This window comes from Kaistia geumhonensis, assembly GCF_030815145.1.
GTDB lineage: Bacteria > Pseudomonadota > Alphaproteobacteria > Rhizobiales > Kaistiaceae > Kaistia > Kaistia geumhonensis.
On sequence record NZ_JAUSWJ010000001.1, the window covers coordinates 1,429,548 to 1,443,187 of the forward strand.

At 70.7% G+C, this 13,640-nt stretch carries 13 protein-coding genes; 3 read left to right on the forward strand and 10 right to left on the reverse strand.

The genetic code is table 11. The features are described 5' to 3' along the window. Nucleotides 1-43 precede the first annotated feature (43 nt). Nucleotides 44-259, forward strand: coding sequence for a DUF2093 domain-containing protein (locus QO015_RS06825; RefSeq protein WP_266280578.1), 216 nt, complete (start codon nt 44-46; stop codon nt 257-259). On the opposite strand, the gene lpxK is transcribed toward QO015_RS06825, so the two are convergent. From lpxK to QO015_RS06855, 6 genes are read right to left on the reverse strand one after another with little or no spacing between them, the layout of a single operon-like run. Continuing rightward, nucleotides 256-1,332 carry a tetraacyldisaccharide 4'-kinase gene (lpxK, locus tag QO015_RS06830; RefSeq protein WP_266280576.1) on the reverse strand — a complete coding sequence of 359 codons (1,077 nt, stop codon included), beginning with the start codon at nt 1,330-1,332 and terminating at the stop codon, nt 256-258. The genes QO015_RS06825 and lpxK overlap by 4 nt on opposite strands. Continuing rightward, nucleotides 1,266-2,594: a 3-deoxy-D-manno-octulosonic acid transferase gene (locus QO015_RS06835; RefSeq protein ID WP_266280574.1), complete on the reverse strand. Its 1,329-nt coding sequence runs from the start codon at nt 2,592-2,594 to the stop codon at nt 1,266-1,268. The genes lpxK and QO015_RS06835 overlap by 67 nt, the downstream gene beginning before the upstream one ends. Continuing rightward, nucleotides 2,587-3,378 (reverse strand): lysophospholipid acyltransferase family protein, encoded by a 792-nt coding sequence (locus tag QO015_RS06840; protein ID WP_266280571.1) that lies wholly within the window; start codon nt 3,376-3,378, stop codon nt 2,587-2,589. The genes QO015_RS06835 and QO015_RS06840 overlap by 8 nt, the downstream gene beginning before the upstream one ends. Before the next feature lie 46 nt (nt 3,379-3,424). Next, nucleotides 3,425-3,661, reverse strand: a complete 237-nt coding sequence (locus QO015_RS06845) for a DUF4170 domain-containing protein (protein WP_266280567.1) — start codon at nt 3,659-3,661, stop codon at nt 3,425-3,427. Nucleotides 3,662-3,716: 55 nt separating this feature from the next. Beyond that, on the reverse strand, nt 3,717-4,544 hold the full coding sequence (locus QO015_RS06850; protein ID WP_266280564.1) for a 3'(2'),5'-bisphosphate nucleotidase CysQ: 828 nt from the start codon (nt 4,542-4,544) through the stop codon (nt 3,717-3,719). Then, complete coding sequence (locus QO015_RS06855) at nt 4,531-5,868, reverse strand: TldD/PmbA family protein (RefSeq protein WP_266280561.1); 1,338 nt, start codon at nt 5,866-5,868, stop codon at nt 4,531-4,533. The genes QO015_RS06850 and QO015_RS06855 overlap by 14 nt, the downstream gene beginning before the upstream one ends. Before the next feature lie 154 nt (nt 5,869-6,022). Between QO015_RS06855 and QO015_RS06860 the strand changes: the two genes are divergently transcribed. Then, entirely contained in the window at nt 6,023-7,834 is a 1,812-nt protein-coding gene (locus tag QO015_RS06860; protein ID WP_266280559.1) for a monovalent cation:proton antiporter-2 (CPA2) family protein, read from the forward strand. Nucleotides 7,835-8,117: 283 nt separating this feature from the next. Here QO015_RS06860 and QO015_RS06865 read toward each other — a convergent pair whose 3' ends face one another. The 4 genes from QO015_RS06865 to QO015_RS06880 form a co-directional block, all read right to left on the reverse strand. Then, entirely contained in the window at nt 8,118-9,461 is a 1,344-nt protein-coding gene (locus QO015_RS06865; RefSeq protein ID WP_266280557.1) for a M16 family metallopeptidase, read from the reverse strand. A gap of 19 nt (nt 9,462-9,480) precedes the next feature. Further along, entirely contained in the window at nt 9,481-10,779 is a 1,299-nt protein-coding gene (locus QO015_RS06870; RefSeq protein ID WP_442358271.1) for a M16 family metallopeptidase, read from the reverse strand. A 222-nt stretch (nt 10,780-11,001) separates the two neighbouring features. Continuing rightward, a complete protein-coding gene (gene rsmD / locus QO015_RS06875; protein ID WP_266280553.1) occupies nt 11,002-11,562 on the reverse strand; it encodes a 16S rRNA (guanine(966)-N(2))-methyltransferase RsmD in 561 nt (186 codons plus the stop codon). After that, on the reverse strand, nt 11,543-13,111 hold the full coding sequence (locus tag QO015_RS06880) for a pseudouridine synthase (protein WP_266280552.1): 1,569 nt from the start codon (nt 13,109-13,111) through the stop codon (nt 11,543-11,545). Before QO015_RS06880 ends, rsmD begins: the two co-directional genes overlap by 20 nt. A gap of 54 nt (nt 13,112-13,165) precedes the next feature. On the opposite strand from QO015_RS06880, the gene QO015_RS06885 reads away from it, so the two are divergent. Beyond that, the gene (locus QO015_RS06885) at nt 13,166-13,618 is read left to right on the forward strand and encodes a nucleoside deaminase (protein WP_266280550.1); all 453 of its coding nucleotides are present in this window, start codon (nt 13,166-13,168) and stop codon (nt 13,616-13,618) included. Nucleotides 13,619-13,640 lie beyond the last annotated feature (22 nt).

Genomic DNA, 13,640 nt, shown 5'->3' on the forward strand with positions numbered 1-13,640 from the left:
GAAGCGATTGCAGAAGCGCGGAATTCGCCGCATAAGAGCCAGTATGAACCGCATCGATCCCAGCCGCGGCGGCGAAGCCCGCATCCGCTTTCTCGACGGCGACTACCAGATCCTCTCGCCGGGCGCTTTCGTGCGCTGTGCCGTGACCGGCACCGCCATTCCGCTCGACGAACTCCGCTACTGGAATGTCGAGCATCAGGAAGCCTATGTGGACCCGGCGACGTCGCTCGCCCGCCACAAGCAGCTCGGCCTCGTCTAGCGCTTCCGCGCGACCGCCGCCCGGATCAGCCTTTCCAGCATCGGCTCGTCGTCCAGGACCAGCCGCACGCGCAGCACGAGCGCTTTTTCCGCAAGCCGTCCAAGCGTCCCGACGCCCCCGTTGAGGCGGACGTGATCCTTGGCGGTTGTGACGAGCGCCAGCCCCTCGGCGTCGGCACGGGCGATCAGGCGTTCCGCATCCGCTTCGCCGTAAGGGTGATGATCGGGAAAGGCCTCGGTGGCCGCCACGTCGAAGCCGGCTTCCTTCAGCGAGGCGAGGAACTTCTCCGGCCGGCCGATCCCCGAAAAGGCGAGAACGCGCCGTTGCTCTTCCCCTTCCGGCCCGCCCTCGGCCACCAGCCGGCCGCGGAGGAGCGGCTTGTCCGCGGACGTCGCCATCCGCGCCACGGTCTCGCCGGCGGCGCCCGCTCCGATCACCAGCACGGCATCGGCGCGGGGGAGCTGCGCAGCCATCGAAGCCCGCAGCGGCCCGGCGGGCATCACGCGGCCATTGCCGATACCGGCGCCGCCATCCACGACCACCAGCGAGAAGTCCTTGGCGAGCGACGGGTTCTGAAAACCGTCGTCCATGATGATGCAGTCCGTCCCCGATGCGATCAGCGGGGCGACACCGTCCGGGCGATGCGGCGCCACCACGACGGGAGCGGCCTCGGCAAGCAGCAGCGGCTCGTCGCCGACCAGCGCGGCGGTGTCGCGGGCAGGATCGACGCGGTGCGCCGAGCGGATCGTGCCGCCATAGCCGCGCGTGAGGAAGCCCGGCGCCAGCCCGAGCCGGCGGACGAGATCGGCGAGCGCCAGCGCGGTCGGCGTCTTGCCGGCCCCGCCGACGACGAAATTGCCGACGCAGATGACCGGCACGGGTGCGCGCATCTCCGGCGTCCCGGCCATCCGCGACGCTGCCTTCCAGCCCCAGAGGGCGGCGACCGGCTGCAACAGATGGGCGGCGAGGCCGGGGCGGGCGCGCCACCAGAAGCGGGGCGCGGTGATCATGATGCTGCGACCGCGCCGCCGCTCGCCCGCGCCCGCGCCGTCCTCGCGAGCGGTTCCAGCCATGGGGCGAGCGCCGCCAGGGTCGCGTCGAGCGACCCGGCAAAGGGCGCGAGCGCTGCCGTGGCCCGCGCGGCGGCCTCGGCGATGGTGGCAGGATCGGCATAGAGGGCGAGCAGCGCCTCGGCGAGATCGCCGGCGCCCGTCACGGGCGGCATGCCGGTGCCGCGATCGAGCGCGGCGTAGATCTCGGTCGCATTGGCGACGGCGGGGCCATGGAGGATCGCCGCGCCCAGCAGCGCGGCCTCGATCGGGTTGTGACCGCCGACGGGAACCAGCGTGCCGCCGACAAAGGCGACAGGCGCCGCGCGATAGAAGAGGCCGAGTTCGCCCAGCGTATCGGCGACATAGATATCGGTCTCCGGACCCACGGGATCACCGGCGGAACGGAGGGACACCGCGAGCCCCTCGGCCGCCAGCGCGTCGCGGATCGCAGGGCCCCGCACTGGATGGCGCGGCACGATGACGGTGAGAAGCCGCGGCCGGGTCGCGCGGACGCGGCGATGCGCAGCCGCGACGATCGCCTCCTCGCCCTCATGCGTCGAGGCCGCGACAAAGAGCTCCCGGCCCGCGGTCGCCGCCCTGAACGCCGTCAGCGCCGCTGCGTCGGCACCGGGCGCCGGAACATCGAATTTGAGGTTGCCGACCGAGCGGACGCCGCCGAAGCCGAGCGCGGCGAGCCGCTTCGCATCGCCCTCGCTCTGCGCCAGCGTCAGCGCAATCTGGGCAAAGAGCGGCCGCATGATCGAACCGAGTTTCTCCCAGCGCGCGAAGGAGCGCTCCGTCATGCGGGCATTGATGCGGATTTCTGGGATGCCACGGGCCGCCAGCCGCATCATGATCGTCGGCCACAGCTCCGACTCGAAGAACAGTGCGACGTCCGGCCGCCAGGCGTCCAGAAAGCGGTCGACGAAAGGCTCGATGTCGAGAGGCACATACTGGTGAAACGCGCCCTTCGGCAGGCGCCGCGCCGCGACGGCGGCGCTGGTCACCGTGACCGTGGTCAGGAGGACGGAGATGCCCTCCCCCGCGATGCGGGCGACGAGCGGCATCACCGCGTTGGTCTCGCCGACGCTGGCCACATGGATCCAGACGAGCGGCCCGGCCGGGCGATTGACGGAGGGCCGGCCATAGCGCTCGTCGCGCCGCCCGCGCTCCTCCTTGCCCTTGCGGGTCCGCCAGGCGAGGAGGAAGGGCACCAGCGGCAACGCCGCATAGCCCGCCGCCCGGTAGACGCCGCGCAGCAGGGCGCCGCCTGCCTCAGCCATCGCGCCCGCCGACGCGCTCATAGGCGATGGCGGTGATGCGGTTCAGCTCGTCCTCGAGCTCCTGGCGCTTCGCCTCCGCGAGCGCCTCGTCGGCATCGCGCGGCACATAGACCGGCGTGCCGAAGATGCAGGCCCCGCGCGAGAACGGCAGGTTGATCGTCGTGCGGTCCCAGTTCCTGAGCACGAGACGGCGCGAGGTCGCGAGCGCGATGGGCAGGATCGGCCGGCCCGACGAGCGGGCGAGCGTGATGATGCCGAGCCCGGCGCGGCGGGATTCCGCATGGCTGAGATCGGCCGTCATCGCCACCGTGACGCCCTCGGCCAGCGCCCGCTTCATCTCGAGGAAGCCGCGAAGGCCGCCCTTCTCGATCGTGCGCGAGGGAGTACGGGCCGCCGACGCGCGGATCGTGCCATAGCCGAATTTCTCGGCGATCACGGCATTGATCTCCCCGTCGCGATGGCGCGACACCATGACCTTGAGATTGAAGCCCTTGCTCGGCACGAAGGGCGCCATGAGATGCTGGCCGTGCCACATCGTCATGATGCCGGGGAGGTGCGCGCCGAGCGCCGCGATCGGGTCGGCTGGCTCGAAGGTGATGCGGCTCGTCGCGCGGACGAATTTCAGATAGGCGACCGCCGCGAGGCCGGCGGCGCGCACCAGCTTCTCCGATTGGCCGAGCCGCTTGAGCGCGCTCTTCGGCGGCGGCGCGGGCGGCTGGCCCGCCGCTTCGACCGGCGCAGTCGTCGGCTCGCTCTCCGCCTTGTGGTCCACGATCGCGTTCATCCTCGAACCGTTCCTCGCTCCGCCCGCCGGCCGTGGCCGGCGTGGATCAGGCGCCGGTCGCTTCCGGATCCAGCAGGCGATGGAGATGCACGATGAAATAGCGCGTCTGCGCGCTGTCGACCGTGCCCTGGGCCGCCTTCTTCCAGGCGTCGTAGGCGGTCTTGTAGTTCGGGAAGATGCCGACCACGTCGAGCTTCGAGAGATCCGAGAACTCCATCGATTCGACGCTGCTGAGCTCGCCCCCGAACACGAGGTGGAGCAGCTGCTTCTGTGTCTCCGGCATCTCGGCCGATCTCCTTCGAATGCTTCGACAATGGGTCGCGGGGCTCACAGCCCGCTCAGGACCGCCGCCTGCGCTCGGCCTCGACCTCGGCCCGGCCGACGGGGCCGGCCGCCGCCTCGGCGAGCCCCGGCACCGTCGCCACCAGAGCGCCGTGGCGCGGGTCGGGCCGGTTGTAGCGCACCGGCCGCCCTGCAGCGTCGTGCAGCGTTCCGCCTGCTTCGTGCACCAAAAGGTCGGCAGCCGCAAGGTCCCAGTCGCGGGCATCCGGGGAGGCCGTGGCGACGTCGAGCCGCCCCGCCGCGACGAGCGCCAGGCGATAGGCGAGCGAGGGTGTGACGCGCCGTTCGCCCATTGCGAGCCCGGCGCCGGCGAGTGCGCGCTGATGGCGCATCGGGCCGGAGAAGCGCAGCCCGGCGCCGGCCTCGGGCGCGATGGCGCGCAGCGGATGTCCGTTGAGGCGTGCCCCGCCGCCGAGCGTCGCCTCGAACAGTTCCCCGCGCGCCGGAACCGCGAGGACGCCGGCAACCGGTCGGCCGCCCGCGACCACGGCGACAGACACGCACCAGTCGAGGCTGCCTTCCATGAAGCCGCGCGTGCCGTCGATCGGATCGACGATGAAGATCCTCTCGCGCGTCAGCCGGTCCGGCGTGTCGGCGGTCTCCTCCGACAGCCAGCCATAACCGGGACGAGCCGCCAGCAGCGTCTCGTGCAGATAGCGGTCGGAGGCGATGTCGGCCTCGGTGACGGGCGAGTCGGCGCCCTTCGTCCAGGCTCGCGGCTGGTTGCCGAAAAAGCCGAGCGCAATGCGCCCGGCCGCCGCGGCCGCCTCGGCGATCAGCGCCAGATCCGCCAGTCTCAGCTTCTCGGCGTCAGCGTCCGGCAATCGTCATCCCTTCGACGACGAGGGTCGGCGCGTTGACGGCGTAGCGGTAGACGAGATCGTTGGCCGGGACGAGCGAGCGGTACATGTCCCTGAGATTGCCGGCGATGGTCAGTTCGGACACCGGCTCGGCGAGCTTGCCCCCGGTGATGCGGAAGCCGCCGGCGCCGCGGCTGTAGTCGCCGGTGACACCGTTGACGCCATGGCCGATCAGTTCGGTGACATAGAGGCCCTCTCCGACCTCCGCGAGGAGTTCCTCGGGCGATTTCGTCCCCGGCAGCAGCGTCACATTGGTCGCATGCGGACTGCCGCCGCCGCCGCTGCCCCGGCCATTGGTCTCGAGGCCGAGCTCGCGAGCTGTCGCGCTGTCGAGCAGCCAGGTCTGCAACACGCCGTCCATCACGAGATCCATCGGCTCGGCGGCGACGCCCTCGCCGTCGAAGGGGCGCGATGCAAGGCCACGCGGGCGGCGCGGATCGTCGGTGATGCGGATCGACGGCGCGAAGAGCGCCGTGCCGAGCGCGTTCTGAAGGAAGCTCGTGCGACGGGCGATCGCGGCGCCATTGATGGCGCCGACGAGATGGCCGACGAGGCTGCTCGCGACGCGCGGATCGAAGACCACCATGCCCCGTCCGGTCGGCAGGCGGCCCGGATGGAGACGGCGCACGGCACGCTCGCCGGCCTCGCGGCCGATCGATTCCGGATCGCGGAGATCAGAGCCGTAGACCTTCGAGTCACCGTCATAGTCGCGCTCCATCCCGGTGCCCTCGCCGGCGATGGCGGTGGCGGAGACGCCGTGGCGCGAACCGAGATAGGAACCGAGGAAGCCGTGCGAGGTCGCGATCACCGCGCCGGTCAGGCCCCAGCCGGCCGAGGCGCCGCTCGATTTCGTCACGCCGGCAACGGCGAGGGCGGCGGATTCCGCGCGGCGCGCCCGCTCGGTCAACATTTCCGGATCGGGGATCGACGGATCGAGCAGGTCGAGATCGGGCCAGGACTTCGCCAGCCGCTCTTCGGGCGCGAGGCCGGCGAAACGGTCCTCGGGAGCGACGCGCGCCATCGCCACGGCGCGTTCGGCGAGTTCCTCGACCGGTGCGACGCCGTTGGTGGAAACGCTGGCCGTCCGCTTGCCGATGAAGACGCGGAGCGAGACGTCGTCGGATTCGGAGCGGGTCGTCTCGTCGACGGCGCCGTTTCGGATGTCGATGGAGAGGCCGACGCGGCGCACCGCGAAGGCATCGGCGGCGTCGGCACCGGCCCGGCGCGCTGCCTCCACCAGCGCCGCGGCGCGATCGACGAGGCGTGACTGATCGGGCAGGACTGTCATCGGCAGGACTCCTTTTTCCCTTCTGTAGGGATCGCAACCTTCCGCCACAACCCCTCGCCGGCGCAGGGGACGGCTGCACCGCGGCGCGGGCCTTGTTCTTGCTTCATGCGGCCGCTCACTCCATCGTAGGCAATCACTCCCGGGAGACCTATCGATGGCCGAAGCGCAGAGCACCGACCTCGTCCAGCTCGTCGCGCTGCTCGGCGCCGGCGTTGTCGCCGTGCCGGTGTTCAAGCGCATCGGGCTCGGCTCGGTGATCGGCTATCTCGCCGCCGGTGTCGCGATCGGCCCGTTCGGGCTCGGCCTGTTCACCGATCCGCAGGCGATCCTGCATGTCGCCGAGCTGGGCGTCGTGATGTTCCTGTTCGTGATCGGGCTCGAGATGCGCCCGTCGCGGCTGTGGGGGCTCCGGCGCGAGATCTTCGGCCTCGGGGTGGCGCAGGTCGTCGTCTGCGGTATCGTCCTGACCGGGGCGGGCATTCTCGTCGGACTGCCGCCGGCCGCGTCCTTCGTCGCCGGAGCGGGCTTCGTGCTCACCTCGACCGCGACCGTCATGCAGCTTCTCGACGAGCGTGGCGAGACCGCCTCGCCGGCCGGCCAGCGGATCGTCTCGATCCTGCTGCTCGAGGATCTTTCGATCGTGCCGCTCATCGCGGCGGTGGTGCTGCTCGGCACCACCGGCGCCGACGACCACGCCCTGCCCTTCTGGCAATCGGCGCTGATCGCGGTGGGCGCCGTCGCCGCCGTGGTGGCGGCCGGTCGCTGGCTGCTCAACCCGATGTTCCGCATCCTCGCCAGGGCGAATGCCCGCGAGGTCATGACGGCGGCGGCGCTGCTCGTCGTGCTCGGCGCGGCGCTCGTCATGCAGCTGAGCGGGCTCTCGATGGCGATGGGCGCGTTCCTCGCCGGGGTGCTGCTGTCCGAATCGAGCTTCCGCCACCAGCTGGAGGCCGATATCGAGCCGTTCCGCGGCCTGCTGCTCGGCCTCTTCTTCCTCGGCGTCGGCATGTCGCTCGATCTGCGCGTGCTCGTGCTCGACTGGGAGTACATCCTGGCCGCGCTCGCCGGCTACATGATCCTGAAGGCGATCGCCATCTTCGCCGTCGCGCGGCTGTTCCGCGCCGACAGACGCGAGGCCCTCACCCGCGCCGCGATGATGGCCCAGGGCGGCGAGTTCGCCTTCGTGCTCTATTCGGCGGCGGTGGCGGGCGGCGTGATCGACGGGCGGCTCAACGCCATCCTCACCGCGACCGTCATCCTGTCCATGGCACTGACGCCGCTGACCGTTCTCGCGCTGCGCTATCTGCCCGAGCCGAAGCAGTCGCTCGAAGGACTCGACGTGGCGGACGGGCTCGAGGGACGCGTGCTGATGATCGGCTTCGGCCGCTTCGGCCAGATCGTGTCGCAGTTCCTGCTCTCCGAAGGCATCGACGTGACGGCGATCGATTCCGACGCCGACATGGTGCGCAGCGCCGCGCGCTTCGGCTTCAAGGTCTATTACGGCGACGGCACGCGGCTCGACGTGTTGCGGGCGGCGGGAATCGAGCATGCCGACCTCGTCGTCGTCTGCACGGACAAGCGCGAATCGACCGACGTCATCGTCGAGCTGATCCGCTCCGAGTTCCCGCTGGCCAAGCTCTATGTGCGGTCCTACGACCGTCAGCACACTCTGAAGCTCAGGAAGCTCGGCGTCGATTTCGAAATCCGCGAGACCTACGAGTCGGCCTTCACCTTCGGCATGCAGTCGCTGGAAGGGCTCGGCTATGACGAGGGCCGCATCGCCGAGGTCGCGGAGACCATCCGCGAGCGCGAGGCGGCGCGGCTCGCGATCCAGATGAGCGGCGGCCAGATCTCCTACACGGATATCCAGGGCAAGCTGCTGCCGCAGCCGCTCACCGTCCCGAAGCGCCGCGCCAAGGCCCTCAACGAGGAAGCCGCGAAGGCGACCGCCGACGCGGCCGAGTAAAGGGCGCCGACCGCAGATCGGCCCTCTGTCCGGAGCTATCGCCCGTTCGGCAGAGGAAGGCCCTCAGCCTGGCCCTCGCCCAAGGCGAGACGAAACACGGTGAAGGTGTCCGAACACCCGTTCCCGTCCGTCGTGCCCCTGCTTGAGCGGGCATCCACGGCTTGCTCGATGCGGAACACCGGAAAGGAAGGCGTCGCCGAGGCTGGCCGGCTGTGCCCGGGAATTCAGCGTGGATGGAACGAGAGCGCCGCTTGTGCCCGTCCTTCCCAAACCTCCTCCGCCCTCAGAGCTTCGGCGCCGATGCCTGCCCGGCATTGGCGGTCTTGGTCTTCTCGGGGCCGACGGTGACGACCATGTTGGGGCCATCGCCGAACAGGCGATTGGCGACGCGACGGGCGTCCTCGATGGTGACGGCGGCGATCATGTCGTTGCGCTTCTCGACATAGTCGATGCCGAGCCCCTCCTGCATGATGCCGAGCACCTGGCGGGCGATCTTGGACGAGGAATCGAAGCGCAGCGCGTAGGAGCCGATCAGATAGCTCTTGGCCTGCGCCAGCTCCTGCTCGGTCGGCCCTTCGGCGCCCATGCGGGCGATCTCGGCCTTGATGATCTCGATCGTCTCCGGCGCGCGGTCGGCGCGGGTGGCCGTGCCGCCGGCGAAGGCGTCGGCATGGTCGAGATTGACCAGCGCCGTCGAGACCGAATAGGCGAGGCCACGCTTCTCGCGGACCTCCTTGTAGAGACGCGAGGAGAAGGAGCCGCCGCCCAGCACGTGGTTGACGACATAGGCGGCCATGAAATCGGGATCCTGGCGCGGGATGCCCGGACCGCCGAAGCGGATGAGCGTCTGCGGGTTGGGCTGGTCGAGGGCGAGGACGCCGGCGGCCGGCACGGTCTCGGCGATCGGCGTCAGCTCGGCCTTCGCCGGCAGCGGCCCGAAAGCGCGGGCGAGCAGCGCGCTCGCCTCATCCGGGCTGATCGCGCCGACCAGTGCCACCTTCAGGCCGTCGCGCGCGAAGACCCGCTTGCGATAGGCATCGAGATCGGCGTTCGAGATCGCGGCGACGCTGTCGAGCGTGCCATCGATCGGCTGGCCATAGGGATGGTCGGGAAAGGCATGGGCGCAGATGGCCAGCGTCGCCGCCGTCTGCGGGTCTGTCACGTCGCGCCGTATCCCGTCGAGGATCTGCGCGCGGATACGCTCCACCGGCTCCTTGTCGAAGCGCGGCTTCTGCAGGGCGAGCGCGAGGAGACGGAAGGCCTCCTCCTTGTCCTCGGCTAGCATCTTCACATCGCCGTAGAAGCTGTCGCGGCCGGCATCGAAGGAGAGGCTGATCGAGCGGCCGTCGAGGGCGGACTGGAAGGCCTGGCTCGTCATGTCGCCGGCGCCCTCGTCGAGAAGACTGGACAGCATGGCTGCGACGCCGGGCTTGCCCGCCGGGTCCTGTGCCGCGCCGCCCTCGAAGGCGAAGTCCATCGCGATCATCGGCACGGTGTAGTCCTCGACCAGCCAGGCCTCGACCCCCTCGGGCGCCGAAATCTGCTTGATCGACATGGCCTGGCTCGCCGGCACGACGGCCACGAGGCCGACGAGGGCGCAGGCGAGACGGGCGAATAGAGTGGCCATGGGGTCGTTCTCCGTTCGGTCAGCTGCGGCCCTGGGCCGGCGCGGGAATGAGGGAACCGGTCACGGACCGGCGCGCGTCGAGATAGGCCGCGGCGGCCGCGGTGATGTCGGCGGCGGTCACGTCGCCGATGCGCGAGGGCCACTCCTGGACCGCTTCCAGAGGCTGCCCGGTCGCCATGGCCGTGCCGATGATGCGGGCCAGCACGGACTGGCTGTCCTGGGCGTAGATGGCCATGGCCCGCGTGCGGCGCTTGGCTGCGTCCAGTTCGTCAGGCGTGACGCCATGGTCGCGGATATCGACGATTACGGCATCGACGGCCGCCTCGAGCTTCGCAAGGGGGACGTCGCCGCGCGGCGCGGCATAGACGGCGAAGCTGCCATAATCGAGCGCCTCGCCAGAGTAATAGGCGCCGGCCGAGGCGGCGATCCCGTCCTTGACCACGAGCTGGCGATAGAGACGGCTGGTCGGTCCGCGGCCGAGGATATCGGCCAGCACGTCGAGCGCCTCTGCCTCTCCCGGCTTCGCCGACGCATAGGACGGCACCAGATAGTTGCGGGTCCAGGACGGCTCGGTCACCCGCGGATCGGCCAGCGTCACCGTGCGCGCGGCAAGCGGCGGCGGTTCCATCGGCCGATGGCGCGGCCCCGGCTCGGCGCGGACCTTGACCCGGCCGAAGGTCGCCTCCGCCTGGCGTCGCACCTCGTCGGGCGTCACGTCGCCGGCGACGACGAGGATCGCGTTGTTGGGCGTGTAGTAGCGGCGATACAGGGCCAGCGCGTCCTCGGCGGTCAGGCCCTGCATCTCATGCTGCCAGCCGATGATCGGGATCCCGTAGTGGTGATTCTGATAGAGCGCGGCGTTGATCGCCTCGCCGAGCTGCGAGGCCGGGTTGTTGTCGACCCGCATGCGCCGCTCCTCGAGGATCACGTCGCGCTCCGGGGCCGCGACAGCGTCGTCGATCACGAGACCATCCATGCGGTCGGCCTCGAAGGCCATCAGCGTGCCGAGCTGCTGCTTGCCGATCGTCTGGTAGTAGGCCGTCGCATCGGCGGTCGTGAACGCATTCTCCTGGCCGCCGCCCTCGGACACCTTGGACGAGAACTCGCCGGCCGGATGCGCCTTGGTCCCCTTGAACATGAGATGCTCGAGGAAATGCGCGATGCCCGACTTGCCTGGCGGATCGTCGGCGGCGCCGACCTTGTACCAGACCATGTGGGTCACGATGGGCGCCCGGTGATCGGGCACGACCACGACCTGCATGCCGTTGGACAGGCTGAAGGTCGTCGCGTCGGGGGCGATCCTGACCGGTGCCGCCATCGGCGCGGCCGGATGCGCCGGAGCATCGGCCGGTGCCGCGCGGCCCACGGCGGGAGCGGAGAGAATGACAGCCGATAGGCCTATGGCGGCGAGGAAAGAGGCGCGGCGGATGCCGGATGCGGGAGTGCTGACGCGCTGATCCATCGGTCCTCGAGACGCCTGTCACCCCCTGCCCGAAATCGAGCCTAGGATAAGCGAACGGGCGAAGCGAGAAAAATGTGATCAGGCCGCGGTGCGGCGGAGGAACACCAGTTGCGTGTCGCCGGCCTCGCGACGATCGATCACTTCGAGCCCGGCAATGGGCTCGATCGCCGCCGCGCCGCTCTCCTCGAGGACGCAGAGCGCATCGGCGGCGAGCCAGCCGCCGTCGAGCGCGGAGGCGAGAGCCGGCTCGCCGAGCCCGCGGCCATAGGGCGGATCGGCGAAGACGAGATCGAAGGGCGGCACGGTTCCGGCCGGGCCGAGCTTGGTCGCGTCGCGTCGGAAGAGGCGCGTACGGCCGGTGAGCCCGAGGTCCTCGATATTGCGGCGGATGAGCCCGCGGGCCTCGACGCCCTCGTCGACGAACAGCGCATAGGCCGCGCCGCGCGACACGGCTTCGAGCCCGAGCGCGCCCGTCCCGGCAAAGAGATCAAGCACCCGCGCGCCCCGAACCTTGTCGCCATGCGCATGCGCGAGGATGTTGAAGAGGCTCTCGCGCAGGCGGTCTGAGGTGGGTCGGATCGACTGGGTCTTCGGGCCGGCCAGCGTGCGGCCGCGAAAATCACCGCCGACGATCCGCACCGCCGCCTCCCCGTCCCGGTCCGCCCTTGCCGCCGCCACCGCCGGATCGGCCGCCTGAGGGGCGACCGCCGGGATTGCCATCCCTCGGCTTGCTGTCTCTCGACTTGTTGTCTCTTGGCTTGGAGCCTGCCCCAGGGCGCTCCCCCGGCCTGCCGCCGCCCGGCTTGTCGGCGCCGCCGCGAGCGGGGCCGGACCGGCCGGTCGCCGGTTTGCCGTCACGCGCGGGCTTACCTTCACGCAGAGACTTGCCTTCACGCACCGGTTTGCCTTCACGGAATGGCTTGCCGTCGCGCGCCGTCCTGCTTTCGGAGGCCGTCTTGCCGCCGGCGCGCGGACGCGGCGAACCGCTGCGCGCGGGGCGATCGCCGGTCGCCGCGGAACCCCGCTTGGCGGCCGCGCCGCGCGACTTCGAGCCACCCCTGGCGCCACCCTTGGCGCCGTCCTCGCCGTCCTCGCGCCGCCGGGCGCTGCGCGCGGCGCGCGCTTCGGCCGCCGCCTCCTCGCGCTCATAGGCGAGCCGGCGCTGGTCCGAGATCGGCCGGCCGCGACGACGCGGCGCCTCGTCGGCCTCGGCCGTGGCGCGGCCGGAGGCCGGACGTGACCGGGCCGTCGTGCGGGCTGCCCCCTCTGCGGATCGAGCGGGACGCGCCGGCCTCGCCGGTGCGCCCTCGCTCCGCGCAGCGGGCTTCGGCACAGGTTTCGCCGCCGGACGCCCTTCCCTCTCGGGTGCTCGCTCGCGGAGCGGCGCATCGAAATCGGCGCCGGCGTCGCGCATCAGCTTTTCGCCGAGCTGGTCGCGCAGCACGCGGCCGCGAATTTCCACCACCTCGCCCTCGGCGAGATCGCCGAGCTGGAAGGGACCATAGGAGACGCGGATCAGGCGGTTGACGTCGAGGCCGAGGCTGGCGAGCACATTCTTGACCTCGCGGTTCTTGCCCTCGCGCAGTGCCAGCGTGATCCAGACATTGCTGCCCTGGATGCGCTCGAGCATGGCGTCGATGGCGCCATACATCATGCCGTCGATGGTCACGCCGTCCTTGAGCCGCTCGAGCTCGGGCGGATTGACCTCGCCCCAGGCCCGCGCGCGATAGCGGCGCAGCCAGCCGGTCGAGGGCAGCTCCAGCATCCGGGCGAGGCCGCCGTCATTGGTCAGCAGCAGCAGGCCTTCGGTGTTGATGTCGAGCCGGCCCACGGCGATGACGCGCGGCATATGGTCGGGCAGCGCGTCGAAGACGGTCGGCCGCCCTTCCGGATCGCGCGCCGTCGTCACGAGGCCGCGCGGCTTGTGATAGAGCCACAGACGCGTGCGCTCGCGCTCCGGCAGCGGCTCGTCGTCGACCGTGACGCGATCCTTCGGGCCGACATTCACGGCCGGCGAGGTCAGCACCTCGCCATTGATCGCAACGCGGCCCTCGGCGATCCAGCGCTCGGCGTCGCGGCGCGAGCAGAGCCCGGCGCGCGCCAGCACCTTGGCGATGCGGTCGCCATCCTCGCCATCGGCGTCGGCGTCGTCTATGCGTCTCTTCGGCGGTTTGTTCGGCGGCTTCATCGGGTTTCACCTCGGCCGCTTCCTTAACAGAGCGGGGCGAGGGAGGCGAGACGGATGAACGCGTTCGCTTCGGGTCCGATGCAGGCAGCGCTCGCCGAGGCGCGGGCGGCGGCGGAGCGTGGCGAGGTGCCGATCGGCGCCGTGATCGTCCGCGACGGCGCCGTGATCGCGGCCGACGGCAACCGGACGCTGGAGCTCAAGGACCCCACCGCCCATGCCGAGATGCTCGTAATCCGCGCCGCGGCGGCGGCGATCGGCTCGGAACGGCTCATCGGCTGCGACCTCTATGTGACGCTGGAACCCTGTCCGATGTGCGCCGCCGCCATCTCCTTCGCGCGGCTGCGGCGGCTCTATTACGCCGCCGCCGATCCGAAGGGCGGCGCGGTCGAGAGCGGCGTCCGCCTCTACAGCCAGCCGACCTGCCACCACGCGCCCGAGGTCTATGACGGCATCGCCGCCGCCGAAGCCGCGACGATGCTGCGAGACTTCTTCCGGCAGCGGCGCTGACATCCGGCCCCGCCTGCACGAA

Coding starts and splice junctions, on each gene's coding strand:
- QO015_RS06825 (WP_266280578.1), top strand. CDS start 44: ATGAACCGCATCGATCCCAGCCGCGGCGGCGAAGCCCGCATCCGCTTT.
- lpxK (WP_266280576.1), bottom strand. CDS start 1,332: ATGGCTGGAACCGCTCGCGAGGACGGCGCGGGCGCGGGCGAGCGGCGG.
- QO015_RS06835 (WP_266280574.1), bottom strand. CDS start 2,594: ATGGCTGAGGCAGGCGGCGCCCTGCTGCGCGGCGTCTACCGGGCGGCG.
- QO015_RS06840 (WP_266280571.1), bottom strand. CDS start 3,378: ATGAACGCGATCGTGGACCACAAGGCGGAGAGCGAGCCGACGACTGCG.
- QO015_RS06845 (WP_266280567.1), bottom strand. CDS start 3,661: ATGCCGGAGACACAGAAGCAGCTGCTCCACCTCGTGTTCGGGGGCGAG.
- QO015_RS06855 (WP_266280561.1), bottom strand. CDS start 5,868: ATGACAGTCCTGCCCGATCAGTCACGCCTCGTCGATCGCGCCGCGGCG.
- QO015_RS06860 (WP_266280559.1), top strand. CDS start 6,023: ATGGCCGAAGCGCAGAGCACCGACCTCGTCCAGCTCGTCGCGCTGCTC.
- QO015_RS06865 (WP_266280557.1), bottom strand. CDS start 9,461: ATGGCCACTCTATTCGCCCGTCTCGCCTGCGCCCTCGTCGGCCTCGTG.
- QO015_RS06870 (WP_442358271.1), bottom strand. CDS start 10,779: ATGGCGGCACCGGTCAGGATCGCCCCCGACGCGACGACCTTCAGCCTG.
- QO015_RS06880 (WP_266280552.1), bottom strand. CDS start 13,111: ATGAAGCCGCCGAACAAACCGCCGAAGAGACGCATAGACGACGCCGAC.
- QO015_RS06885 (WP_266280550.1), top strand. CDS start 13,166: ATGAACGCGTTCGCTTCGGGTCCGATGCAGGCAGCGCTCGCCGAGGCG.